Source organism: Bacteroides sp. 1_1_30 (assembly GCF_020982715.1).
Classification (GTDB): domain Bacteria; phylum Bacteroidota; class Bacteroidia; order Bacteroidales; family Bacteroidaceae; genus Bacteroides; species Bacteroides xylanisolvens.
Genome location: NZ_JAJKHN010000197.1, coordinates 1 through 1,649 on the forward strand (window position 1 = coordinate 1; position 1,649 = coordinate 1,649).

Annotated in this window: 1 pseudogene; it reads right to left on the reverse strand. The window is 59.3% G+C overall.

Annotation, left to right across the window (positions count from 1 at the left end):
- Window positions 1–1,649, reverse strand: a pseudogene (locus LPH68_RS26135) (hypothetical protein); the annotation flags it as partial.

Here is a 1,649-nt window from a genome sequence, read left to right on the forward strand (position 1 = left end):
AGCTTGATTTTGCTCACGGTATTTCCGTACTCGTCCTCTTCCTCCACGCTCACCCCGATAAGGGCAATCTTTCCTGTGTTGTCCTGCGCATACAAGCCGGAACCTTCAGGCTTTATGACAAGCCCGGTCTCTTTCAGCGCCTCACCGTCCTTGTCAAACACCGCGGCCGAAATCTTCACCAGCCGCTCGCTCTGCTCGAACAGCGTGCGGTACTTGTAGCTCAGCGCGTCCGCCTTGTTGGTGGAGAACACCAGCAGCGACACGTAGATGATACCGGTAAACGAAAGCTTGAAATCGCCCGTTCCGTTCCAAAGGCCGTCCAGCGTGAACATCTTCTCACCGCCCACGGGCAGGTCTTCTTCATGACCGAACATGTTGAAGTTCTCAAACCCGGTCTTGTCGGCTCCCACAAATTCTATCTTCAGCCTTCCGGCCTTGATGACCCGGTAGCTGAACGACAGATACACCACGCCGGGCACCCGTTCGCCCTGGCTGTTCGTCTGCCGGTACTCCGGTACCAGGCGGAAGTCCTCCAGTTTCTGCATGATATAGCTGTTCCGGATATAGGCATAAGGCACCTTGCCGTCGGTCCGTATCTCGGCATGGCCGTCCGGCTTCGTGCCGTAGGGACCGCCGTTCGCCCAGATCCAGCGTCCGCCCAGGGTGAACAGCGTGGCCTTGCTGCCCGTCTTCCATTTGTCCATGCCGTCGGCAAAACTGCTGTTGTCCAGGTAGCTCTGGTCTTCGCGTATTTCCTTGCGCAAGCCCTCCACAGCTGAATGGATTTTGCCCTCGGTTATCTCAAAGCGTGTCAATATGTCCTCGCCGGTCATCAGGATGAATGTGCCCCGTATATAGGCGTTATCCGCGCACAGGCCGTTGCCGTGCGGCTGGTTGTCTGCCGGGAAAGCGTCGCTCTTTATCCCGTCCAGATTGCCAAGCCGGCAGCGCAGGCAGCCGTTGAAGTGCTTGGCTTTCACACCGTCCAGGATGTCGATACGGGGCTGCCCGTCCTCCGTGGCCGCAATGGAGATAAGGTTCTGCCGGAGCGGGTTTTCCGTGTTGCCCATCAGCACGCATTCATCTCCTGCCTCCGGCTTCACCCCGCCAAACTCGCTTACCGGGACCAGCACACCGCCGGCTATCACCGAGGCCACCTCCACCCAGTAGGATTTTAGCTTTGAACCGCTCGTAACGGCACAGCGCATCAGGTCATGGGCCACGAAGCCGCTTTCCTGCTCGAACAGGATGCGGTAGTTGTCGCCTTGTTTCACCACGTCCTTGATCTTGCCGTTGGCGGCCGACACCACAATCTGCCCGCACACGCTGCGGATCTGCTGTATCAGCAGTTCCAGCGCCACCAGGCTCTGACGGGCCGTAATCTTGTCCACGGTCAGGTTCGTCAGCCCCGTCAGCTGGTCTATCCAGATCTGCCAGCCCTCACCGGTCAGCCCGTCAACAAACCTGACGCTGCGCAGCAGTTCGCGGATCACGGCGGTCAGGTACTCGGCATTACCCTCACCGTCCACGCTGCCGCAGGGCTTGCCGCCGGCAGCCTCGCCAAAGGTCACCCCCTTCAGAAAGCGGATAGGCTCCTTGGCCGTATCCGGCTTGCTCTTGTTCAGGAACTCTTTCTGGCTGCGCCGGGC